The following is a 21,595-nucleotide window of genomic DNA, read 5'->3' as shown; positions in this document are numbered from 1 at the left end:
AACAGCTCCCCGATCCTTTCCGGGCAATGAATTACAGCGATAAATGAAGAGACAATATGATGAAAAAACGAATCCCATTTGCCTCTCTGTTTGCCCGTCATTTACTGAATAGTTTTACATTATTGAAAAGCGAGGAATCATCAAATGGAATATGTGAAACTTGGAAATACAGGCCTGGACGTATCCCGGCTTTGCCTCGGCTGTATGAGCTTCGGTGTAGCTGAACGGTGGATTCATAAATGGGTGCTCGATGAAGAACACAGCCGCCCGATTATAAAAAAAGCCCTTGAGCTTGGCATCAATTTTTTTGATACGGCGAATGTGTATTCAATGGGGACAAGCGAGGAAATCCTTGGGAGGGCACTGAAGGATTATGCCAATCGTGATGAAATTGTCATTGCAACAAAGGTACATCAACGAATGCATGAAGGTCCCAATGGCGCAGGGCTCTCCCGTAAGGCGATCATGAGCGAAATCGATAAAAGCCTGAAGCGGCTCGGAACCGATTATGTAGACCTTTATATCATCCACCGCTGGGATTACAATACCCCGATTGAAGAAACGATGGAAGCTTTGCATGATGTGGTGAAGGCGGGAAAGACAAGGTATATTGGCGCTTCTTCCATGGCGGCATGGCAGTTCCAAAAGGCATTGCACGTGGCAGAGAAAAACGGCTGGACCCGGTTTGTGTCCATGCAAAATCATTACAACCTTATTTATCGCGAAGAAGAGCGGGAAATGATGCCGCTTTGCAAAGAAGAAAAAATAGCGGTGACACCGTACAGCCCGCTCGCATCCGGAAGATTGACGCGTGATTGGTCGGAAACAACACTTCGTTCCGAAACAGACGAAGTCCAGAAAATGAAATACGATAAGACCTCTGATGCAGATCGGCTGGTCGTGGAACGGGTTGCCTCACTCGCTGAAAAACGCGGCGTTCCCCGCATTCATATCGCCCTTGCCTGGCTGTTGCAAAAAGAACCGGTAACCGCCCCTATAATTGGTGCGACGAAAATCTCTCATCTCGAGGATGCCGTAGGGGCGCTCTCGGTTAAGTTAACGCCTGAAGAAATGGCATTTCTCGAAGAGCCGTATGTACCGCATCAAATCGTAGGGTTTCGTTAATCTTAGTCCAGAGGCAGCTGATGAGAATGATCGTTTGTAATACAATTTACTGACAATCGGGAGGATTCATAATGGAATACCGCACAGTAGGAAAAACAGGCATTAAAGTTTCAAATTTATGTTTCGGCACGATGTCTTTCGGCGGAAACGCAGATGAAGAAACATCAAAAGCCATGTATCAACGATGCCGGGAAGCCGGCATCAACTTCTTCGATACAGCCGATGTTTACAACGGGGGGCGCGCCGAGGAAATTTTAGGAGAATGCATCGCGCATGAACGCGACCAGATCGTGCTGACGACGAAAGTGTTTTGGCCGACAGGTGCCGATGTGAATGCACAGGGCTTATCCCGGCGCCACATCATACAAGGGGTTGAAGCCAGCCTGAAACGCTTAAAAACGGATTATATTGATTTTTATTTTGTCCATGATTTTGATAAGAACACGCCAATGGAAGAAACACTAAGGGCACTTGATGACCTGCAACGGCAGGGCAAAATTCTCTATCCCGCTGTCAGCAACTGGGCGGCCTGGCAAATCAGCAAGGCATTAGGGATTTCCGCAAAAGAACAGCTGGCGCGCTTTGAACTGATCCAGCCGATGTATAATCTTGTAAAACGCCAGGCTGAAGTGGAAATATTGCCGATGGCCAGGTCTGAACAAATAGGCGTCATTACGTACAGCCCGCTTGGCGCCGGTTTATTAACCGGTAAATACGGGGTCAACAAACGTCCTGAACACGGCCGGATTATAGAAGATGCCCGCTACCGTGACCGTTACGGCGCCGAAGAAGATTTTGTGACGGCTGAAAAGTTCACCCGCTATGCACAGGAACATGATGTGAAACCTGCAACATTAGCGGTTGCCTGGGTCATGGCGAATCCCGCTGTGACAGCCCCGATCATCGGCGCGCGTCATGTAAGCCAATTGGAAGATTCATTAGCAGCTGCCGATTTTAACATGACTCCGGAAATGTATACCGAAATTTCCGGTTTGTCACGCACCCCTGCCCCGGCAACAGACCGGACAGAGGTACTAACCGGGAAATGGAGATAAGCAATACTTATTAAAAGGGAAAAGATGATAAAATCTGATTTAAAGGGATCCAGCTTTAATGGCTGCATCATGGATCATACCAATTTCAACAGCTCAGATTTATCTGGAGTGTGTTTTGGTAATCAAATTTTCAGAGGAACCATTTTTAAACATACCGGATTAAAGGGAACCTCATTTAGAAATGCGACATTCTACAATGTTTCCTTCAAAACTGATGTAAAAAAAGCTGTTTTTGATGGGGCGAAGATGGATAAATTAACATATGCGCTTTTAAAGGGATATAAAGCAAATTTGAAAAATGTTACATTGATTTAAAATCGACAAGCATTAAAAGCACTATGGCTAGAGATATAAAAATGCTTAAATGAATTTAGATGGAAAAACCTGAGCACCGAAATTTCGGTGTTTTTTTATGCCTTTGGTTTTAGAAAAGGTGATTGCTTCTTAAATTTCTGATTTATGATTTGTATCCGCCTGAGAAGTCAAGCTTTCAAATAGTCGGTATATTCTCCATAATGGTAAAAATTAATATCCCGATTCCGCAAAAGTAATCTTCTTTATTGTAAATTGTAAGCGGCCAATATTACCCACCTGCATCTCCCTAAAGAGTCTTGTAATCGCTTTTTTATACGCCTGCAATTTCTCCAACCATGGTTTTTCCATTTGTCTAGGCTCCCAACGTGTATCTGTTACTTCATTGGCTTCATTCTTTTCCAAGCACCTCAAATTCGAATGAATCATCCCCCTCTTGTCCTTTTACAGCCGGAAATTTACAAATCTTCCCATACCCTTTAAGAAATGGGAGCCTAAAATGGTTACAAGCAATAGCGTTATTTTAGCAGACGCCTGATGAGGTAAATATGTGCTATTCCCAAATAAAAAAGGAAAGGGTAAACAATGGCGGAATAAAGGATTTTCCAATGATGGTAATTCAGCATGCCGGCCTTAACAGCCAACCATTCATAAAACGTCCAGAAGGCCGTCATATAAACATAATAAAAAGCTTTTGACATGAAACCTTTGTGAAAGGGGTAGGCATTAATGATCAAAACGCCTGCCCCATACATTCCAAAGATCACGAAAAGTTGTATCCATTGAATAGGCGCATGAAAATAACCATACCAATCTAGTTTTTTTATTAGAAATAATTCCAATAAAAGCTCGATAATCATATAAAATAATCCGGTCGCATGCACTTCAATTTTGCTGATTCTTTTCGGCACAAAGTAAGTTCCAATATTGAACAGCAGGAATGATAAAATCAGAAATGAATAAGTCAGTAAATGATTAGACATATTTCAGCCTCCATGATTGTTTATTTCTAATGATTTCCACTAGGCAGCCGAACCATACTGAGAAAAACGTTTAAAACGGCGAACCGGTTATTTTTTTTGCAGAACCTTTAGCGCTGTCGGGACTTCTTCAAGAAAATATTGACTTTAGAAACCGGGTATTTATTATTCCCGTTGTACTTACGAAGTATAACTAAATCATGGTGGAGGCACTCTAATGAAAAAAATGAATTAGTCCGTTTTTCTGATGCATCATACCTTTACTTCCGGGCCTGGCAGACGGTCCAAAGCTTGGATATGCCATGATGGAAGACATCAGGACATTTAGCGGAACCCCATGGAACCGGGGACATTGTATGGTGCGATCGCGCAGTTAAAAAAAAACAAGGATGTATCAAAGCGCTTCCAACGAGAGAAAGGCGCCGCCCGTTCCGGATAATGGGCGAAGGCGTGGAAGCTCTTCGTGAACAAGTTTTAACCCTGGAAAAGGTGGCTCTTGTCGGGGAAAAGAGATTGGCGGCATTGGAGGGCTATTAATGCGCTGATTATGACGTCTTTATCCCCGTGCATGGCGTGATCGGTACGAGGAAGGATGTTTTATAAGGTTTTAGGATCCCGCGTAAAAAAGCAAGGCGAACTCGCCATTCAATGAGATTGGCGAATTTTTCTGTATAAACCCGATTTAGATATAGCATGAGCTTCAAAATTTATACAAAAGCAGGCGCATCATATTTCTGAAATTCGGAATGAAATACATGAAACGAAAAAGCAGGCGGGATTTCAGAGGAAGCTTGCGGATGTACTTTGTCCCCATGACAGAGACATTCGCCATTCTTTTCATGTCAGGATTGAGTTTATCGGAATCCCCAATATGGTCAACTGCCCATTTATGTTCGGCACCTGTTGTTTCATGTAAGTTTTTCTTTCCGGCATGTACCGCAAATGTATTCATCACATCAAACGCAATTTGCCCATTGGAGAAGTGATCTGTCAGCCGGTTCAGCAAGGTTTTGACTTCCGTTTCTGTAAGATACTCCAGCATCCCTTCCGCAATAATCATCACAGGATTATTGTCCGGAATGTTTTCCAACCAACCCGGATCGGTAACGGAAGACGGAACCATTTCATATCCGGGTTGATTGGAAAAGAATTTTTTGCGGATTTCAATCACTTCCGGATAATCGATGTCAAACCAGCGGACAGTTGATGGCGGGTGAATCCTTGAAATTCTTGTATCCAACCCGCAGCCAAGATTCAATACCGTTGCATTTGGATTGGTTTTAAGGAATTTTTGCAGCCATACATCAAATTGTTTCGCCCTGGCGACCATGATCTCATTGCCAAAATCCTTTAGCTTTTCAAAATCATAGTCAATCATGCCCAATATTTCTTCTGCTTTTTGATCATGTAAAATCGGGTGTTTTAATCGGTTGTCCAAAGCTTTTGCATACAAAGTAATTAGCAACGTTTCTTTTTCTTCATGTAAATGAATTTTGTGATTTTTGTCAGCCATGGGTATTTTTTCCTTCTCTTCAATCCCCTATCTTTTTTAACAATACATTCGTTTTATGGAGTGCAAATTTTAAATCGAGCTTCTCCTCGTCACTTAGCTTCGCCAAATGATTGCTGAAGTTTTCGTATACCTTTAACCATTTCTTATCTTGGATTTCCCTGCCTTTTTGCGTTAATGAAACCAATACGGCACGTTTATCCCCCGGATCAGACTCTTTCACGAGATAACCGTCCATTTCTAAATCCTTTATGATTTTTGTCAGCTGTTGCTTTGCAATCCCCAGCCCGGTGCTGATGTCTTTTAGATTCAAAGGCTTTTTTTGCATGTACATAAATTCAATGACATGGTTCTGCATATGCGATAATTCTGTCGCATCCATGTTTAATTCGCTGAAACTGCGGAATACATTTGGAATTAAAGCAATGTATTCATTTGCAATTTCTTCAATCATGCCCTTCACCTCTTCTATTAGTAATAATATTATTACTAAATATGGTTAAAATCAATATATATTTTAATAAAATGTAAATTTATATTTACCAAATCTATTTAAGAAGTGGATAAGAGCGCGTTAAGATCTTCCGGTTAAGATGGTGTCGTCAACGAAAGAGATGGAAATCGGGATGGTTCCCGGATGGTCTCAAAAAACAAGGAAGGTAAACATGTTTTTGGCATTGAAAGAATTCAAGCATTCAAAACTTCGATACACTTTGATCATCCTCATTATGATTGCCATATTTTTGGTGTTTTTCGTTACCGGTTTGGCGAACGGACTGGCGTTTGGTGACAGTTCTTCAATCCGGAATTTAAAGGCGGATGATCTTGTCCTGAATACAGATGCGGACGGGGTGATCGTAAAATCGGAATTGACAGCGGGACGAGCCGGCTACAAGTCTGGATTCGGAACGGGTAGGCCAGTTCAATCCGAATGGACTGGTGGCAAGGGTAAAAGCCCATATTTCAAGGTATGAGCGATTAACAAATCGAAAAAAAGAACTAGATGAGATCCGGGTGGGTCATAAAAGAAAAAAGGGGTGCCGCAAAAGTCGGTAAATAGACCAGGGATACCCCCTTTTTTGCTGATGATCATTGCTAAAGGGATGTGAAATTTGTGCTATTCATATATTTAAATCCCGTTTCTGGTAAAAGAAATAGGTCGATACAGAAAAAGCAGCAACGAGAAGAAGCGTAAGTACCACCTCAATGATATTTAGGCCGTCCCCGTTCACAATATCTTGATAAGGAAAATATTTAAAGGGAGAAAGAATATTTAACGCGTCAAGGTGATCGGCCAAATTTGTGATTTCATTGATCACGAACGAGCCAAACAAGATTGCAGCAGCAATTGATCCTGAAGCTTTTGGATTTTTCATCACAGCCGAAAGCATCGCTCCAAGCGTTAGAAATACCAGCTGGATGATCAACATACTCAAAAGAAACAGGACGATTTCTCCCGTAATATCTTTTCCCTTATTATAAGCTGAAACCAATAGGATCGAGGAAACTAAGGTAACAAGATTGATGATGATTACATTCACCAGCGCGGCAAAAAGCTTTGCGGTGATAACGGTGTTTCTTGATACCGGCTTTACCATCAGGAACTCCGTCGTTTTATCACGCTCTTCTTTTGCAATAATACCGCTTCCCAGCAGCACAGCATGGACCGCAGCCGCGAGTTCAATATACAGAAAAAGGAATGCGTAGAAACCGCCCATCGATGTCACATCAAAGGACGACATCCCAAATAGCGCCTTCATGGAATGCGGTAGCTTGTTTAAAGCTTCGCTTGCGGCCCCTCCGGAAGAATAAGTCGTATACTTGGTCATTCCACTGAGAATCCCGAGAAACATACAAATACTCCAGATGAGCAATGCTTTCAGGGTTGCCTTCATTTCCATTAAAAAAATATTCATTGTCAGGCTCCTCCTCATGCATGCGTTTCAGTTTACCGCATGGATATCCTTTTTGGTATAAATAACGTAGCTAGCTGCGATTGCAATCAGAAAAATGGCCGCCCCTGTAATGAGATATGAAAACTTATACGCTGTATGATTTATGATATAAGCCGTATTAAAGTAATTGAAAGGCGACAGATAGCGGACGAGTTTCTCGTTTTTCCCGGTCGAAATCAGCACTCCGATAATATAAAACCCGAAAACAACACCAAGTGAAATGGGAAGTGCCGACCGGAGTTTATTGAAGAACACCGATATGAACATCCCGATTGAAAAAAAGATAAGCTGCATAAATAATAGGGTTAAATTGATCAAAAAGAAAGTTTTCTCATCATAACTTCCTGTATTTACAAGCCGGACCAGGATGGATAAAGCTGCATAAAATACGATATCCGTAACCAGAAGCATCGTGATCGAGGCCAAAAGTTTGGCGCTGACAATGGCCGGACGTGAAACGGGTTTGACAAGCAAAAAATCTGCTGTCCGCTCCCGTGATTCTTTCGACAAAATCGAAATTCCGACATGCATACCTTGGATCGCGCCGCACAACAAAATAAAGGAAAAAACCATCGAATAAAACCCCAATATAGATGAAAAATAGTCCAGATTTACGCCGAGCATGGCTCTTATCGCCGGCGGATACCCGGTCAGTAATTTTTTAAAATCCTCCGCATCTTTTGCCACCCCGGGATAAACGGAAAGAAATAGCGCAGCCAGTGCAATGATGGCGCATGCCCATAGAATGGTTGATTTTCTTAGAGACTTGAGTTCATGCCAATACATATTCATATCGCTCAATTCTCCTTTTCATAGTAATGCATGAAAATTTCTTCAAGGTCCGGTTCTCCGATGGAAATATTGGCGAGATCCATTTCTGCAATGATTTTGATCATGGCGTTCATATTACCCCTGTAGATGAAGTTTACGGCATTCCCCTTCACTTTAAAGTCACTCACACCATCCACATGCTGGATCTCTTGCGGAATCTTTGATTTCACTTCAATGCTGATTCTCTTGTAGTTGTTCTCCTGCAGCGTGCTGATTTTCTCCAGTTTAATAATCCGCCCTTCTTTGATAAAGGCAACCCGGTCGCATAATTTCTGGACTTCGGTCAGAATGTGCGAGGAAAAGAACACCGTTGCACCTTTTTTGTTCTCTTCCCTGATGAGTTCAAAAAACTTCTGCTGCATGAGCGGGTCAAGCCCACTTGTCGGTTCATCAAGGATGATGAGTTTCGGTTCGTGCAGCAGACCCTGTACAATCCCGACTTTTTTCTTATTGCCAAATGAAAGATCATTAATTTTCTTTTTCAGATTAAGGTCCATGATTTCCGCAAGTTCATGAATCCGTTTTGTGCAGTCTTTTTTATAAAAACTGGCTGAGTATTTGAGCAGGTCAATCACTCTCATGCTGTCGTAGTAAAATACTTCTGAAGGGAGATAGCCCAATTCTTTTCTGACTTCTGGATGTTCGAAACAACTTTTGCCGAAGATCGTTGCCTGACCGCTTGTGGGATGAATCAGACCAAGCAATGTCCGGATTGTTGTCGATTTTCCCGCGCCATTCGGGCCAATGAAACCGAAAATCTCGCCCTGTTCAACATTTAAATTCACATCAATGATCCCCCTAGACCTGCCATACTGTTTCGTAAGATTCTTGATTTCAATTACATTCATGCGTGGTTCCCCCTGAACTTTTATTTATAAAAAGCATTTTTAAGCAGTTCCATACAGTCCATCAATTCTTCGTATGAAGCTTCGATATTCGGATTTTCCAACGTTTGAAAATGATTGAACCAACCTTCAGACATCCAAACCAGCATTTTCAAGACTTTATTTGGATCCACACCGTCTTTAAATTTAGAAGCATCAATCCCGTCAATCGCAACCTTATTGCGGAAGCTTTCAATTTCTTTATCGCCCAGAAAGGCATTAATATCAGGTCTTACTTCTTCATCCTTTTCAAAAAACATACTTGTTAAAAAAGATAAAATAGCAGGGTACTTTTTGATCACCTGCAATTTTATGTCACCCGCAAGCTTAATCCTGTCAAAGAAATCAGTGACGCCCGGGTCAAATTTTTCATTGATTCCTTTCATTATTGTGTCCCCACACAACCGGATTAAATAAAGGTATAAGTCTTTTTTGGTGCCAAAGTAATGAAAGATCATCGGCTTTGAAATGCCGGCTTCAGCAGCAATGTCGCTCACCGATGTTTTTTTATATCCGTTCTTTCCAAAAGCGGTAAGTGCGGCATCCACAATTTTGTTTTGCTTTTCTTCGGGCAAACTCAAAAATTTCTCCATCAAACCACCTCGAATAAATAAATTGACCGATTCGGTTTATGTTATTATAGATCCATAAACCGAAACGGTCAATAAAATACAGACAAAAATATTGAATCCATTTTGGTTGTTTTGTTTATTGTCTACAACTTTGATGAAAACACACCAATGGAAGAAACACGAAGGGCGCTCGATAACCTGGAAAGGCAGGGCAAAATGCTCTTACCCTGCTGTCAGCAACCGGAGGCAGGGCAAATCAGCATGGCATCAGGAATATCCGCTAAAAAACAGTCGGCCCGCTTAAAGATCATATTTCACGTTCGTAAGCCATTTAACAATCTCAGGATCGCGATGTGAAAAGAAGACGCTTTGCTTCGTATCCAATGCAGCAATCTTTTCCATATCCTCTTTGTCCAATTCAAAGTCAAAGATATTGAAGTTCTCAATGATTCTTTCCTTGTGGACAGACTTTGGAATCGCAACGACGCCTCTTTGTGTTAACCAGCGCAATATCACCTGGGCAACGGATTTGTTATGTTTTTCAGCCAGTGAAACCAGAACTTCATTTTGGAACATGTTATTTCTACCTTCAGCAAAAGGCCCCCATGACTCGATCTGAACATTGTACTCTTTCATCACTTTCTCGCTCTCGATTTGCTGGCAGAAAGGATGGGTCTCGATCTGGTTCACAGCAGGGACAACTTCGTTATGGGAGATCAAATCGACAAGGCGGTCCATCTGGAAGTTGCTGACGCCGATTGCCCGGATTTTCCCTTCCCGGTACAATTCCTCCATCGCACGCCAGGCGCCGTAATAATCATTAAACGGCTGGTGGATCAAATACAAATCCAAATAATCTAATTGCAGTTTTTCCAGAGATTTCGCAAATGCTTTCTTGGCGCTCTCATAACCGGCATCCTGAATCCAAAGTTTTGTCGTAACAAACAATTCCTTCCTCGGCACACCGCTCCGTTTAATGGCTCTGCCGACCGCTTCTTCATTCATATAAGCGGCAGCCGTGTCAATCAGGCGGTAACCCGTCATCAAGGCGTCATAAACGGCTTGTTCACATTGATCTGCATCCTCAATTTGATAAACCCCGAAACCAAGAATCGGCATTTCAACGCCATTGTTTAAAGTGACTTTTTGCATTTGAAATCCTCCTGTCTTTTAATGTGATGACGCATTTTGCAACTTTAACATCCGTGTGCTAGTATTAGCCTAGCACCTTCGAGCAACACGAAGTCAAGTGATTCAGAAAAATTTTTTCAAGGGGAGGGATTGCCATGTATACAGTGAAAGAAGTGGCCCAGCTGCTTGAATTGACTGAACATACTATCCGATATTATACAGATAAGGGCTTGGTCCCAAGCGTACAACGGGACAAAAACAATAACCGCCTTTTCGATGATGAATCCATCAATTGGCTTACAGGCGTAAAATATTTAAAACAATGCGGAATGTCCGTGAAAGACATCAAAACTTATGTAGATTTGTGTTTGGAAGGCGATGCTACGATTGAAGAACGCTATGAAATCATCCTGAAACAAAAAGAAATTGCGCTGCAACGGCTAGAAGAAGCGAAACGAACAGCTGAATATATGGAAGAAAAAGCGAAGCATTACCTTGATATTATCAATCATGTGATACCGGATGACACGAATCCTGGGAAATGGAAAAAAATGGAAAGATGATGATACATTCATAGAAAAGGGCTATCCCCCAAGCCCCGCCGACAAACACAATTTTCCCCGGCGGGGTTTTCTCTGCTTATATAACATTTTTTTAAATCTGCCGGGTTTACAAATTCCGCTCCAGTAAAATCCCGATTTGCTGCGCCATCACTTCCGGCGGATAAGGCATCCCATTCGTAATCCACCATTCCACGATCCCTACATATGACGATACAATGAATTGTAGAATGACATCTTCGTTTAATCCCTGGTTTTTTCCTTCTTTTACATTCACTTCATCCTTGAACTCTTCCATCAAAAACTCATGGAAACGGGTGCGGAAATGGCGCGCCCCTTTGCTCGCCATCATCGTTGAAAAGAATTGATAATGGCTTTCAATGTATTCGAACCATGGCAGATTCGCTTCATCATACTCCATTTCAGCTGTCGTTTCACAGATTCTTTTCATTTCGTGAATATGCTCTTCGATCAACTTATCGAGCAGATCATACTTATCTACGTAATGAAGATAAACGGTGCCCCGGCTGACATCCGCCCTGTCTGCAATATCCTGTATGGTCACGGCATCAAAACCTTTTTCAGCCATCAGTTCAATCAACGCTTTTTTAATCGCTTCCTGTGATTTGATTATTCTCCTGTCGACTTTCGGCATCTAAACATTCACCCTGCTTTATGAACAATTTTTATGGATTTGTTCATTAATAAACAATTTAAGCTCAATTAACAATTGTATACCTCTTATTTCTGTTTATAATTATAAACAAATGTTTAATAATATATCAATGTTCAACTTTCTCCTGAAAGGGTGATCCATTATGCAAAAACGTACATTAGGAAAAAGCGGGCTCGAAGTTTCGACAATCGGCCTTGGCTGCATGGGTATGAGCCATGGATATGGTCCGGCAGCAGATAAGAAAGAAATGATTTCGCTGATCCATGCAGCGATTGACCGCGGGGTGACTTTCTTTGATACCGCCGAAGTATACGGCCCGTATATCAATGAAGAACTGGTGGGCGAAGCACTTGCTCCTTACAAGGGAAAAGTCGTCATTGCCACCAAATTCGGCATCCAAATGAAAGATGGCAAGCAGGTACTTGACAGCAAACCGGAGACCATCAGAAAGTCCGTCGAAGGCTCGCTCAAACGGCTTCAGGTTGAAACGATTGACCTGTACTATCAGCATCGCGTTGACCCGGACGTGCCGATCGAGGAAGTGGCCGGCGTCATTCAAGATCTCATTAAAGAAGGAAAGATCCGGAATTGGGGGCTTTCTGAAGCAGGAGTGGAAACGATCCGCCGCGCACATGCGGTTCAGCCGGTCACTGCCGTCCAAAGCGAATACTCCATGATGTGGAGAAGCCCTGAAGAAGAACTGCTCCCTGCACTTGAGGAACTAGGGATCGGCTTTGTACCGTTCAGCCCGCTCGGAAAAGGCTTCCTTACCGGAACAATTCATAAAAATGCCACATTCGCGGAGTCTGACTTCCGCAGCATCGTCCCCCGCTTCCAACCGGAGAACATTGAAGCCAACCAGGTTTTGGTTGACCTCATCAAAAAGGTTGCAGCAAGCAAAAACGCAACGTCGGCCCAAATTGCGCTCGCATGGGTGCTTGCCCAAAAACCGTGGATTGTCCCGATTCCGGGCACGCGCAAACTGGAACGCCTTGAAGAAAATTTGGGCGCCGCAGACGTTGAGCTGACGCCTGAAGAACTGAAGGATCTGAACGATGTGCTTTCAAAAATCAAAATTTCGGGGGACCGCTATCCGGCAGGTTCGGATTATGCAAACCGGACGGGTAAATAATAAATGGCACAGTTTTTACTCTACTCTAGAACAAGTGAAAAGGGGTCATACCTTTTACGAATGTATTAATTCTTGGCGCAAACGGGTCCATTGCCCGCCATGCGATTGAATTATTCCTCAACGAAACTGATGCACAGCTGACGCTTTATTTGCGCAACGCAAAGAGGCTGCAGCATCTTGAGCCTAACCGCGTCCGCATTATCGAAGGCGATGTGTTGGATATTGAAAAACGAAAAGAAGCCATGATTGGGCAAGATGTGGTTTATGCCAATCTTGCCGGCAGATTGGAACAAATGGCAAAAACTGTTGTCAAAGCAATGGATACGACCGGCCTGAAACGTCTTATTTGGATCAGTTCGATGGGAATTTATGGTGAAGTCCCAGGAGAGCGGTACAGCAGTATCTTGGATCCATACGAACGTCAGCCGAGATCATTGAAGCCTCAGACCTCGACTATACAATTTTAAAGCCGGGATGGTTTACCAGCAAAGATGAAATCGGCTATGAAATTACCCGAAAAGGTGAGCCATTTAAAGGGCATGATGTGTCGCGTAAAAGTGTTGCAGACATGGTTGTGAAATTGGCTTTAAACCCGGAATTGGGGGTCCGCCAAAGCCTGGGGATTAGTAAACCAAATTCATAACTTTGGGTTTAATGCATGCGGCAACTTTGATTATCCAATAAAAATATACAATTTTATATGGATTGTTCATTAATATACAAATTACGGTTATTTAACAATTGTAAGCATACCAATTCTGCTTATAATTATGAACAGATGTTTAATTTTATATAAATGTTCATTTCAAAAAAAACAAACAAAAGAAGGGCTGATATGACGAATGTTTTAATTTTGGGCGCAAACGGCCGGATTTCACGCCTTGCAAGGGATCTTTTCCTGAAAGAAACCGACGTGAAGCTGACGCTTTATTTGCGCAATGCACACAGGCTGAAAATGGTTAATCCGGAACGGGAACGTATCATTGAAGGGGATGTCAATGATCTTGAAAAACTGAAAGAAGCGATGGCCGGGCAGGATGTCGTTTATTCTAACATAGGCTCAGATATTGTAAGAGCAACCAAAAATATTGTGGCAGCGATGGAAAAAACAAGTGTAAAAAGACTCATCGCGATTAATGCTTTAGGCATTTATGACGAAGTGCCGGGCAAGTTCGGAGAATGGAATAAAAGAATGTGCGGCAGCAACCTTTTTGAATTCCGAAAAGCGGCCGATATCATAGAAGCATCCGATCTTGATTACACCATTATCAGGGGAGCCTGGTTCACAAATAAAGACGAAGTGGATTATGAAATTACACAAAAAGGCGAGCCGTTCAAAGGAACAGAAATTTCCCGAAAAAGCATTGCCGCTTTTGTGGTGAAATTAGCCGTAACACCGGGATTGGAAGTCCGCCACAGTGTCGGCATCAATAAACCAAATACGGATGGCGACAAACCGGCTTTTTACTAAAAATCGCCGGAGGATCACGAACATGAAGAAACAGGAAAGCGGCTACCGGTGGGGCGTATTTGGGACCGTCTTACTGGCTTACTTTTTTATCATCAGCCAAAGAACAGCTCCTTGGCTGATCACGATTCTGCTTGTAACGGGCGGCAGAGGTTATTATCAGGAAGAAGGCAAACCGGCCCGCGAACTTCATACCGGGGATGTCGTCAAGATTGCACCAGGTGTAAAACATTGGCACGGCGCTGCACCGGACAGCTAGTTTACGCATATCGCGATCAGTACAAAATGTCCAAAACGGGGACACCGAGTGGCTGGAACCCGTAACGGATGAAGCATATAACCATTAAATTAAAGGGGAGATGTGAAGATGTCGAATATTCAAGATAAAGTAGTTATTATTACAGGTGCTTCAAGCGGAATCGGGGAAGCGACAGCAAAAGAACTGGCAGTGAAAGGCGCGAAGCTGGTGCTGGCAGCCCGCCGCGAGGACCGGTTAAAAAAGCTGCAGGAAGAAATTCAAAGCAATGGCGGACAGGCTGTTTACAAAGTGACAGATGTAACGAAGTATGAACAAGTGGAAGAATTGGCTGCATTTGCATTGAAGAAATTCGGGACAATCGATGTATTAATCAATAACGCCGGGGTTATGCCGCATTCATTTTTATACAAGAAAAAAGTGGAAGATTGGGATAAGATGATCGACGTCAATATTAAAGGCGTTCTTTACGGCATTGCGGCTGTACTCCCAACCATGAGGGAACGTAAATCCGGCCATATTATTAATCTTTCTTCTGTGGCAGGCCATTTTGTCGGGGCAGGCAGCACAGTCTATGCCGGAACGAAATTTGCTGTGCGCGCGATTTCAGAAGGCCTTCGGAAAGAAGAGTATGCCAACAATATCCGCACCACCATTATCTCGCCGGGGGCTGTGGATACGGAATTGCCAAGTGCCATTACAGATATGGATCTCAAACCCGGCATTGATGAGATTTATAAAGGCGCCATCGCGGCGGACAGAATTGCCCGCGCCATTGCGTTTGCTATTGAAATGCCGGGAGATACCGCCATTAATGAAATGATTATCCGCCCTACACGCCAAGAGCGGTAAACCGAGGCATTTTGAAGCATGGAAATCTTCATGAATAATATACAATTGAACTTCAATGAACCATTGTAAGCACTCTGTTGAGATTTATAATGATATACAGATGTCCATTAATGTATGAACATTCATTTTGGAAAGCGAGGCCAATCAAATGGAATATGTGAAATTCGGTAATACCGGCATGGATGTATCAAGGATTTGCCTTGGCTGCATGAGCTTTGGCGAACCGGACCGAGGATATCCGGGGTGGACATTGGATGAGGAAAACAGCCGAAAGATCATTAAAAAAGCGCTTGATCTAGGAATCAACTTTTTTGATACGGCGAATTTTTACTCGGAAGGAACAAGCGAGGAAATCGTCGGGCGGGCGCTCAAAGATTATGCCAACCGCGATGAAATTGTCATTGCCACAAAAGTGTATTTCCGTATGCATGAAGGTCCGAATGGTGCCGGACTTTCCCGGAAGTCCATTATGAGTGAAATCGATAAAAGCTTGAAGCGGCTGGGAACCGATTATGTCGATTTATACCAAATTCATCGCTGGGACTACAATACCCCGATCGAAGAAACGATGGAAGCTCTGCATGATGTCGTCAAGGCCGGGAAGGCAAGATACATCGGCGCTTCTTCCATGTATGCATGGCAGTTCATGAAGGCGCTGCATGTCGCGGAAAAACATGGCTGGACCCGGTTTGTCTCCATGCAGAACCAGGTCAACCTTTTATATCGCGAAGAAGAGCGGGAAATGCTGCCGCTTTGCAAGGAAGAAAAAATCGCTGTCATGCCGTGGATCCCGCTTGCCAAAGGAAGATTGACGCGGGATTGGGATAAAAAAACGCATCGTTCCGAATTGGATGACACTGCGAAAAAATTCTATGACCGGAACGCCGATACAGACCGCGTAATCGTTGAGCGCGTGAAGGAAATTGCAGAAAAACACGGTGTTCCCCGCGCCCAAATTGCGCTGGCCTGGGTGCTGCAAAAAGAACCGGTCACTTCCCCGATCGTTGGCACAACGAAAGTATCCAATCTCGAAGATGCGGTCGCTGCACTTTCGGCCAAGTTAACCCCTAAAGAAGTGGCATATTTGGAAGAGCCGTACGTGCCGCAGCCTGTTCTTGGATTGGACTGATAGCATTTAGCAAGGGACTGTCCCAGAAGCCCCTTTTAAGCAGAAATTTTGCTCTAACGGTCGTGACATAGTTTCTCAGGACCGTTTCCACAGGGGAAATTTTGCTTTAAATGAAAAAACCCGTCGAGAAAAATTAATATCTCAACGGGTTTTCTTGTTTAAAAAGGACTTTGGGACTGCCCCTTTTCTGAAAAAATATCCATTTCTTTTTCTTAGATGAACAATGGATATTTTACAAATTTGATCTAGAAAAATATGGATCACCCTGAATGGCAGAAAGGCTGACCTCCGCGGTTGAGGCAAAGTGGATAGCCGCTTCATAAAGTTCATCTTTGTCCCCGATCCCGACCGATACTTCCCCCGCACCATTAATTGACTTGATACCCGCGATAGAGTCTTCCAAGCCGATCACTTCACAAGGTTGCAGATTCATCAACTCTGCAGCGCGGACAAAAATTTCAGGGTCAGGCTTACCGGATTTTAAAGCAGCCGGATCAACAACCGCATCAAACATATCAGCGATGCCCAATCTCTCTAAAATGATGGGTGCGTTCTTGGAAGCCGAAGCGACGGCAAGCTTGTACCCTTTATGCTTGACCTCCATTAAAAATTCAGCCATTCCCGGCAAAATATCCTCCGGCGTTAATGTATCGATCAGCTTTTTATAATACTCATTTTTTTCATCTGCCAATTGTGCTTTCTGTTCGTGTGTATAAGAATGCTCACAGTTTCCGGCCTTCAGGATCATTTCCAGGGAATCCATCCGGCTGATTCCTTTTAAACCCGCAGCCAGTTCATCTGTCCATTTCGTGCCGACTTCCTCTGCCGTTTTCTTCCATGCCTGTGCATGGAAACGGGCGGTATCCGTCAATACACCATCAAGGTCAAAAGCAAATCCTTTAATATCATGAAAACTTCTCATTTGGAATCTCCCAGACTTTTTCTATTTTTACGTTAGTGTACAATGTTGATGGCCGCGATATCCGCCCGTTTGCCAATTCTTGCCCGATACCTCAGCAAGAGGGGGCCAGCCTGGCCCGCTTATCCCGCAGGAGTCTCCCGCGGCCATCAACAATAACATTTAACCGAGCCTTAGGATGAAAATATTTTGGAAAAATGCCTCCGATATCTTCGCATAAAGGAGAATCATTTAAACAAAAACCGAAGATTGTGCAACCAGTTCAACGTCTTTTCCATACAAACCGACCGTCAAGGGTTCGCCTTCCAGCAATTCAAGTGACACTCCATTTGTATCCACACCTACTTCAATCAGACGGCCTCGGAACAACAGGCGGAATTGGTATTTGTCCCATTTTTTCGGCAGGAACGGGGCAAAGTGCAGCTTGCCATCCCGGACACGCATGCCGGCAAATCCCTGCACAATAGCCAGCCAGCTCCCCGTCATTGAAGTGATATGCAGCCCGTCTTCGGTATCATTGTTATAGTTGTCCAAGTCAAGGCGTGATGTCCGTTCATACATTTCCACCGCCTTGTTTTCATCGTGCAGATCGGAAGCCAGAATCGCATGGATAGAAGCAGACAGGCTCGATTCATGCACGGTTAAAGGTTCGTAAAAATCAAAGTTGCGTTTTTTCTGTTCCGGTGTAAATTCATCAATAAAATTCCAGATTCCTTGCAATACATCCGCTTGTTTGATATACGCCGAACGCAGTATTTTATCCCATGACCAGTGCTGATTGATTGGCAATTCATCAGCCGGAATTTCGCTCACAGGCTTAATATCTTTATCAAGGAAACCGTCATGCTGGACAAAAATGCCGAGTTCTTCATCTTCCGGAAGATACATGCGGTCTACAATATCCTGCCACAACTGTTTTTCTTCCTCTGTCACATTTAAAACAGCTGCCTGTTCCTGAGAAACTTCCTCCAGGACCTGCAAAGTGTATGCCAAAGTCCATCGGGCCATGTAGTTGGTATACCAGTTATTATCCACATTATTCTCATATTCGTCAGGACCGGTGACGCCGTGCAGCATATATTTTTGTTTGCGTTTGGAAAAATGCACGCGGTCAGCCCAGAACCGGGAGATTTCTGTCAACACTTTGCTGCCTTCGTTTAAAACATAGGACTTGTCTCCGGTATAGCGGGTGTAGTTATAAATGGCAAAGGCAATATCCCCGTTCCGGTGAATTTCTTCAAACGTAATTTCCCATTCATTGTGGGACTCAATGCCATCGAAAGTGACCATAGGGAACAAAGCGCCCTTTAATCCTTGCTTTTTAGCATTATGATAAGCGCCATCGAGCTGCTGGTAACGGTACTTCAACAGATTTTTGGAAATTTTTGGTTCTGCCACCCCCAAGTAAAACGGCAGGACAAAAGCTTCAGTATCCCAATACGTGGCACCGCCGTATTTTTCACCTGTAAATCCTTTCGGACCAATGTTAAGGCGGGCGTCTTCACCATAATACGTTGAAAACATCTGGAAGAGGTTAAAACGGATCCCCTGCTGTGCTGCAACATCGCCTTCAATTTTGACGTCCGACTTTTCCCAGCGCTCTGCCCAAATCGCACGATGGGCATCGAATAATTCATCATAGGATAGATTGTCAGTTTTTTCGCTGATCGCGTTCATCGCAGAAACCAAATTATTTTGAGTATGATAATCCCGAGAGGTAACCACGATCACGCGCTTTTCAAAATCGATTTCCGAACCGGCTACCAATTTACCGCTAAATCCATTTACAACTTCTTTATCATGAGCCGGTGCAGCTACTTTCGCTTGCAAAGCTGTCCGATGGTGCATTTCCGCCCCGACCGTAAAGCGCGGGGTTCCGAACGGGTTGGCTTTCGTAATGGCAACCAGTGATCCGGATTGTTCTTTTTGATCAGTTTGCAATACTTCCCAAAAGCGTTCGCCGTAGTTTGCATCTTCATTTTTAACGTCCGCATCGATGGCTGAAATGATCTTAACGTCCACATCATCTGATCCGAGATTTTTTAGGCGAACCCGCTGGACTGACAATTCTTTTTGGGCAACACTCAAGAAACGTTCAAAGGTAACCACAACTTTTACCGTACCCTTTTCCACAGTAAAAGAACGGGTAAGACGTGCGTTTTTCATATCGAGATTCAGTTCGAATCCGGTAATCTCATCTTTAGCCAAATCAATAAATTCTCCGTTTAACGCAATATTGATTTTAATAAAATTGATGGCATTAATCACCTTGCCGAAGTATTCAGGATAACCGATTTTCCACCACCCTACACGGGTCCTGTCCGGAAACCATACACCGCCTAAATAAATGCCCGGCAAAGTATCTCCGCTGTAGTTCTCCTCGAAAAACCCGCGCATGCCCATATAGCCGTTGCCTAAACTGGTCATGGATTCCTGCAGCCTTTTTTCTGCCCGGTTAAAATCATGGCTGACAACATTCCATGGCTGTACTTCAAAAATACGTTTCATATTCATTCCCCTTTTCCATAAAAATTTACTTTGTTTGCGTTTTTTTAATCAGCGAAACAGAAGCCGCCCCAATAACCAGCAGCACGCCTGACAACAAAATCATCGCCGGCATAGAGGACCCGAGCGCCGGGAATATCACAAAACTTAAGCAGGAAGCCACAATTTGTGGCAAACAGATGCTGCCGTTAAACAACCCGAGATAGGTTCCCATATTCTCTCCTGATAATGCATTGGTCAGAATCGTGAACGGGAATGCCATCATCGCAGCCCATGCAATGCCGATCAGGATAAACGAAACAAGTAATGTGCCCGGGTTGTGGATAAAGAAAACTGAACCGAAACCAACCCCGCCAAGCACTAGGCTGAACGCATAAGCCGGTTTCTGTTTATTTTTCGGTACCTTTGTTAACACAAGAGACCAAAATACCGCGGCAAGGGAATACACACCTGATAAAACGCCGAACCAGTTGGCTGCTTCCTGATAGGCCGTGCTTGACGGATCCACTGCATTCCAAGCGTTTTTGGCCACTGCCCCCGCTCCATACGTCCACAAATATTGAAAACCCATCCAGCAGAAAAATTGTACGACAGTAATCGTCCAGAACTCTTTCGGCGCATTGAGGAGCAATTGAAACATGCCCATTTTTTCTTTTTGTGCTTGATTTTGGATGCCATGATAAACGGCATACTCATCCGGGGAATATTCTTTGACTTTAAAAACCGTAAACAGGCTGCACACAATTAAAATAACGGCTCCGCTGTAAAACGAGACCACAACCGATTGCGGCACCACGCCTTTTGGAGCACTGTTTGAAACGCCCAATGCCGTTAAAACAAACGGAAAAATACAGGCCAGTACTGCACCGCTGTTAGAGAGAAAACTTTGGACAGCATAAGCAAAACCTTTTTGTTCTTCATTTACCATGTCGCCGACCATCATCTTAAACGGTTGCATGGCTACATTGGAAGATAAATCCATAAACAAGATAGTCACCGCTCCAAATGTCAACGCTGTCATTGATCCGAACCCAAAGCCAAAACTTCCGGCATTCGGAAGCAAACACATAACTATCACAGCCACAGCGGCCCCTACCAACAAATAAGGGATCCGGCGGCCCAGTTTCGGTATCCATGTCCGGTCAGAGAAATAACCGACCAACGGCTGGACAACAAGTCCAGCAAGCGGCGGCAAGATGAAGAAGAAACCTAATTTTGTCGGATCGGCGCCAATCGTTTGAAAGATGCGCCCCATATTCGAACTTTGCAGCGAAAAGGCCATTTGCACACCTAAAAAACCAAAACTAATCATCCAAATCGTGCTGATTGGCAGCGCCGGCAATTGGTGGCTGCCAATTTTCTTGCCGTCTTTAACAGTTGCAGATGATTTTACCCGTCCAATACTTTTTTCGTCGGTATTCACCGTTGCTCGCATGATCATTCCTCCATTCTATTTAAGAGCCTGCGGTCAGGCCGGATATTTCTGGTTGCGTTCACAACCGGTTGCATTCCCCCGTAAACGCAGAGACACTTTCCATATTTATTACAGACTTTGAAGATCCATATTGGTTCGTTCCAGCAGAAGTTTTATTCCCTTATTTTTGGGTAATCCTCATCGTAATTCCCCCTTTTCAATGCGCAACCGGTTGCATTTTTGCCGCCAATGTACTATCGCTTTCCATATTTATTGGAAGCCCCAACAAATTTTCTTCCAGATTTCTTAGTTCCAGCTAGTAGTTATAG

23 protein-coding genes and 1 pseudogene are annotated in these 21,595 nt (G+C 43.6%); 11 read left to right on the top strand and 13 right to left on the bottom strand.

The window, feature by feature from the left end; genetic code table 11:
* The first annotated feature begins 144 nt into the window (after positions 1-144).
* The 3 genes from BpJC4_RS06605 (at position 145) to BpJC4_RS06595 (ending at position 2,495) form a co-directional block, all read left to right on the top strand.
* A complete protein-coding gene (locus BpJC4_RS06605) occupies positions 145-1,125 on the top strand; it encodes an aldo/keto reductase (protein WP_151697686.1) in 981 nt (326 codons plus the stop codon).
* Between the two features lie 71 nt (positions 1,126-1,196).
* Positions 1,197-2,180: an aldo/keto reductase gene (locus tag BpJC4_RS06600; protein WP_151697685.1), complete on the top strand. Its 984-nt coding sequence runs from the start codon at positions 1,197-1,199 to the stop codon at positions 2,178-2,180.
* 24 nt (positions 2,181-2,204) lie between these two features.
* On the top strand, positions 2,205-2,495 hold the full coding sequence (locus BpJC4_RS06595) for a pentapeptide repeat-containing protein (protein ID WP_151681098.1): 291 nt from the start codon (positions 2,205-2,207) through the stop codon (positions 2,493-2,495).
* Between the two features lie 210 nt (positions 2,496-2,705).
* On the opposite strand, the gene BpJC4_RS16100 is transcribed toward BpJC4_RS06595, so the two are convergent.
* The 4 genes from BpJC4_RS16100 to BpJC4_RS06575 form a co-directional block, all read right to left on the bottom strand.
* Positions 2,706-2,843: a hypothetical protein gene (locus tag BpJC4_RS16100; protein WP_172967480.1), complete on the bottom strand. Its 138-nt coding sequence runs from the start codon at positions 2,841-2,843 to the stop codon at positions 2,706-2,708.
* Positions 2,844-3,010: 167 nt separating this feature from the next.
* Positions 3,011-3,403, bottom strand: a complete 393-nt coding sequence (locus BpJC4_RS06590) for a CBO0543 family protein (RefSeq protein ID WP_151697684.1) — start codon at positions 3,401-3,403, stop codon at positions 3,011-3,013.
* 769 nt (positions 3,404-4,172) lie between these two features.
* Positions 4,173-4,985, bottom strand: coding sequence for a class I SAM-dependent methyltransferase (locus BpJC4_RS06580; protein WP_151681100.1), 813 nt, complete (start codon positions 4,983-4,985; stop codon positions 4,173-4,175).
* Positions 4,986-5,004: 19 nt separating this feature from the next.
* Complete coding sequence (locus BpJC4_RS06575; RefSeq protein ID WP_151681101.1) at positions 5,005-5,436, bottom strand: MarR family winged helix-turn-helix transcriptional regulator; 432 nt, start codon at positions 5,434-5,436, stop codon at positions 5,005-5,007.
* A gap of 211 nt (positions 5,437-5,647) precedes the next feature.
* Here BpJC4_RS06575 and BpJC4_RS16095 point away from each other — a divergent pair, with 211 nt between their 5' ends.
* Positions 5,648-5,956: a hypothetical protein gene (locus BpJC4_RS16095; protein ID WP_172968348.1), complete on the top strand. Its 309-nt coding sequence runs from the start codon at positions 5,648-5,650 to the stop codon at positions 5,954-5,956.
* 147 nt (positions 5,957-6,103) lie between these two features.
* Here BpJC4_RS16095 and BpJC4_RS06565 read toward each other — a convergent pair whose 3' ends face one another.
* From BpJC4_RS06565 to BpJC4_RS06545, 5 genes are all read right to left on the bottom strand, one after another.
* The gene (locus BpJC4_RS06565) at positions 6,104-6,898 is read right to left on the bottom strand and encodes an ABC transporter permease subunit (RefSeq protein WP_151697683.1); all 795 of its coding nucleotides are present in this window, start codon (positions 6,896-6,898) and stop codon (positions 6,104-6,106) included.
* A 27-nt stretch (positions 6,899-6,925) separates the two neighbouring features.
* The gene (locus BpJC4_RS06560) at positions 6,926-7,729 is read right to left on the bottom strand and encodes an ABC transporter permease subunit (protein ID WP_151697682.1); all 804 of its coding nucleotides are present in this window, start codon (positions 7,727-7,729) and stop codon (positions 6,926-6,928) included.
* A gap of 5 nt (positions 7,730-7,734) precedes the next feature.
* Positions 7,735-8,616, bottom strand: coding sequence for an ABC transporter ATP-binding protein (locus BpJC4_RS06555; protein ID WP_151681104.1), 882 nt, complete (start codon positions 8,614-8,616; stop codon positions 7,735-7,737).
* A gap of 20 nt (positions 8,617-8,636) precedes the next feature.
* Positions 8,637-9,245, bottom strand: coding sequence for a TetR/AcrR family transcriptional regulator (locus tag BpJC4_RS06550; RefSeq protein ID WP_151697681.1), 609 nt, complete (start codon positions 9,243-9,245; stop codon positions 8,637-8,639).
* Positions 9,246-9,524: 279 nt separating this feature from the next.
* The gene (locus tag BpJC4_RS06545; protein WP_151681106.1) at positions 9,525-10,376 is read right to left on the bottom strand and encodes an aldo/keto reductase; all 852 of its coding nucleotides are present in this window, start codon (positions 10,374-10,376) and stop codon (positions 9,525-9,527) included.
* A 134-nt stretch (positions 10,377-10,510) separates the two neighbouring features.
* Between BpJC4_RS06545 and BpJC4_RS06540 the strand changes: the two genes are divergently transcribed.
* Positions 10,511-10,918 carry a MerR family transcriptional regulator gene (locus BpJC4_RS06540; RefSeq protein ID WP_151697680.1) on the top strand — a complete coding sequence of 136 codons (408 nt, stop codon included), beginning with the start codon at positions 10,511-10,513 and terminating at the stop codon, positions 10,916-10,918.
* Positions 10,919-11,024: 106 nt separating this feature from the next.
* Here the strand turns inward: BpJC4_RS06540 and BpJC4_RS06535 are convergent, their stop codons facing one another.
* On the bottom strand, positions 11,025-11,570 hold the full coding sequence (locus BpJC4_RS06535; protein WP_151681108.1) for a TetR/AcrR family transcriptional regulator: 546 nt from the start codon (positions 11,568-11,570) through the stop codon (positions 11,025-11,027).
* 163 nt (positions 11,571-11,733) lie between these two features.
* Here BpJC4_RS06535 and BpJC4_RS06530 point away from each other — a divergent pair, with 163 nt between their 5' ends.
* The 6 genes and pseudogenes from BpJC4_RS06530 to BpJC4_RS06505 all read left to right on the top strand — a co-directional run bounded on the left by BpJC4_RS06530 (position 11,734) and on the right by BpJC4_RS06505 (position 16,428).
* Positions 11,734-12,723: an aldo/keto reductase gene (locus BpJC4_RS06530; RefSeq protein ID WP_151697679.1), complete on the top strand. Its 990-nt coding sequence runs from the start codon at positions 11,734-11,736 to the stop codon at positions 12,721-12,723.
* Positions 12,724-12,770: 47 nt separating this feature from the next.
* A pseudogene (locus tag BpJC4_RS06525) lies at positions 12,771-13,366 on the top strand (SDR family oxidoreductase).
* 192 nt (positions 13,367-13,558) lie between these two features.
* Entirely contained in the window at positions 13,559-14,194 is a 636-nt protein-coding gene (locus tag BpJC4_RS06520; RefSeq protein ID WP_151681110.1) for an SDR family oxidoreductase, read from the top strand.
* A gap of 22 nt (positions 14,195-14,216) precedes the next feature.
* Positions 14,217-14,450, top strand: coding sequence for a cupin domain-containing protein (locus tag BpJC4_RS17090; RefSeq protein ID WP_371862169.1), 234 nt, complete (start codon positions 14,217-14,219; stop codon positions 14,448-14,450).
* 108 nt (positions 14,451-14,558) lie between these two features.
* Positions 14,559-15,299: an SDR family oxidoreductase gene (locus tag BpJC4_RS06510; protein ID WP_151681111.1), complete on the top strand. Its 741-nt coding sequence runs from the start codon at positions 14,559-14,561 to the stop codon at positions 15,297-15,299.
* 148 nt (positions 15,300-15,447) lie between these two features.
* Entirely contained in the window at positions 15,448-16,428 is a 981-nt protein-coding gene (locus BpJC4_RS06505) for an aldo/keto reductase (RefSeq protein ID WP_151697678.1), read from the top strand.
* Between the two features lie 232 nt (positions 16,429-16,660).
* On the opposite strand, the gene pgmB is transcribed toward BpJC4_RS06505, so the two are convergent.
* The 3 genes from pgmB to BpJC4_RS06490 form a co-directional block, all read right to left on the bottom strand.
* Positions 16,661-17,350, bottom strand: a complete 690-nt coding sequence (pgmB, locus tag BpJC4_RS06500; RefSeq protein ID WP_013858479.1) for a beta-phosphoglucomutase — start codon at positions 17,348-17,350, stop codon at positions 16,661-16,663.
* 228 nt (positions 17,351-17,578) lie between these two features.
* Positions 17,579-19,861, bottom strand: coding sequence for a glycoside hydrolase family 65 protein (locus BpJC4_RS06495; protein ID WP_269467541.1), 2,283 nt, complete (start codon positions 19,859-19,861; stop codon positions 17,579-17,581).
* 19 nt (positions 19,862-19,880) lie between these two features.
* Entirely contained in the window at positions 19,881-21,287 is a 1,407-nt protein-coding gene (locus BpJC4_RS06490; protein ID WP_151681114.1) for an SLC45 family MFS transporter, read from the bottom strand.
* Positions 21,288-21,595: the final 308 nt, after the last annotated feature.

Source organism: Weizmannia acidilactici (assembly GCF_008974185.1).
GTDB lineage: Bacteria > Bacillota > Bacilli > Bacillales > Bacillaceae_C > Weizmannia > Weizmannia acidilactici.
Note: the sequence above shows the minus strand (reverse complement) of the source record. Positions and strands in the feature narration are given on the sequence as shown.

Coding starts and splice junctions, on each gene's coding strand:
- BpJC4_RS06495 (WP_269467541.1), bottom strand. CDS start 19,861: ATGAATATGAAACGTATTTTTGAAGTACAGCCATGGAATGTTGTCAGC.
- BpJC4_RS06560 (WP_151697682.1), bottom strand. CDS start 7,729: ATGAATATGTATTGGCATGAACTCAAGTCTCTAAGAAAATCAACCATT.
- BpJC4_RS06535 (WP_151681108.1), bottom strand. CDS start 11,570: ATGCCGAAAGTCGACAGGAGAATAATCAAATCACAGGAAGCGATTAAA.
- BpJC4_RS06595 (WP_151681098.1), top strand. CDS start 2,205: ATGATAAAATCTGATTTAAAGGGATCCAGCTTTAATGGCTGCATCATG.
- BpJC4_RS06520 (WP_151681110.1), top strand. CDS start 13,559: ATGACGAATGTTTTAATTTTGGGCGCAAACGGCCGGATTTCACGCCTT.
- BpJC4_RS06600 (WP_151697685.1), top strand. CDS start 1,197: ATGGAATACCGCACAGTAGGAAAAACAGGCATTAAAGTTTCAAATTTA.
- BpJC4_RS06510 (WP_151681111.1), top strand. CDS start 14,559: ATGTCGAATATTCAAGATAAAGTAGTTATTATTACAGGTGCTTCAAGC.
- BpJC4_RS06490 (WP_151681114.1), bottom strand. CDS start 21,287: ATGCGAGCAACGGTGAATACCGACGAAAAAAGTATTGGACGGGTAAAA.
- BpJC4_RS06540 (WP_151697680.1), top strand. CDS start 10,511: ATGTATACAGTGAAAGAAGTGGCCCAGCTGCTTGAATTGACTGAACAT.
- pgmB (WP_013858479.1), bottom strand. CDS start 17,350: ATGAGAAGTTTTCATGATATTAAAGGATTTGCTTTTGACCTTGATGGT.
- BpJC4_RS06580 (WP_151681100.1), bottom strand. CDS start 4,985: ATGGCTGACAAAAATCACAAAATTCATTTACATGAAGAAAAAGAAACG.
- BpJC4_RS06505 (WP_151697678.1), top strand. CDS start 15,448: ATGGAATATGTGAAATTCGGTAATACCGGCATGGATGTATCAAGGATT.
- BpJC4_RS06545 (WP_151681106.1), bottom strand. CDS start 10,376: ATGCAAAAAGTCACTTTAAACAATGGCGTTGAAATGCCGATTCTTGGT.
- BpJC4_RS06530 (WP_151697679.1), top strand. CDS start 11,734: ATGCAAAAACGTACATTAGGAAAAAGCGGGCTCGAAGTTTCGACAATC.
- BpJC4_RS16100 (WP_172967480.1), bottom strand. CDS start 2,843: ATGGAAAAACCATGGTTGGAGAAATTGCAGGCGTATAAAAAAGCGATT.
- BpJC4_RS06550 (WP_151697681.1), bottom strand. CDS start 9,245: ATGGAGAAATTTTTGAGTTTGCCCGAAGAAAAGCAAAACAAAATTGTG.
- BpJC4_RS06555 (WP_151681104.1), bottom strand. CDS start 8,616: ATGAATGTAATTGAAATCAAGAATCTTACGAAACAGTATGGCAGGTCT.
- BpJC4_RS06575 (WP_151681101.1), bottom strand. CDS start 5,436: ATGATTGAAGAAATTGCAAATGAATACATTGCTTTAATTCCAAATGTA.
- BpJC4_RS06605 (WP_151697686.1), top strand. CDS start 145: ATGGAATATGTGAAACTTGGAAATACAGGCCTGGACGTATCCCGGCTT.
- BpJC4_RS06565 (WP_151697683.1), bottom strand. CDS start 6,898: ATGAATATTTTTTTAATGGAAATGAAGGCAACCCTGAAAGCATTGCTC.
- BpJC4_RS16095 (WP_172968348.1), top strand. CDS start 5,648: ATGTTTTTGGCATTGAAAGAATTCAAGCATTCAAAACTTCGATACACT.
- BpJC4_RS17090 (WP_371862169.1), top strand. CDS start 14,217: ATGAAGAAACAGGAAAGCGGCTACCGGTGGGGCGTATTTGGGACCGTC.